Here is a 277-nt window from a genome sequence, read left to right as displayed (position 1 = left end):
GTTCGCCGATGGCCTTGTAGCCGAGCCCGTCTACCCGATGAAGAGTGAAGACATGCCGGGTTCGGTCGGGCAGGGCGGCCAGCACCTGACTGTACATACGCAGTGCGTCGTCGGCTTCGATCGCGTGGCCTTGTTCAGGCTGCCCGCTGACTTCGCACTGGTCGTCGATCGAGACGTGGAACCGCGCGAGGCGTGTGTGCGGGCGCCGCGATTGATCGATCAGCAGGTTACGCGCCATGCGCTGCAGATAAGCAGCTGGACGCCGACATGTTTCGCT

General features: G+C 63.5%; 1 protein-coding gene. It reads right to left on the bottom strand.

The window, feature by feature from the left end; genetic code table 11:
- A partial coding sequence (locus IFR23_RS19980; protein WP_274599213.1) for an RNA polymerase sigma factor occupies positions 1–238 on the bottom strand: 238 nt, incomplete at its 3' end.
- Positions 239–277 lie beyond the last annotated feature (39 nt).

It is taken from the genome of Sphingomonas sp. CFBP 13603 (assembly GCF_014892665.1).
Taxonomy (GTDB): Bacteria; Pseudomonadota; Alphaproteobacteria; order Sphingomonadales; family Sphingomonadaceae; genus Sphingomonas.
Note: the sequence above shows the minus strand (reverse complement) of the source record. Positions and strands in the feature narration are given on the sequence as shown.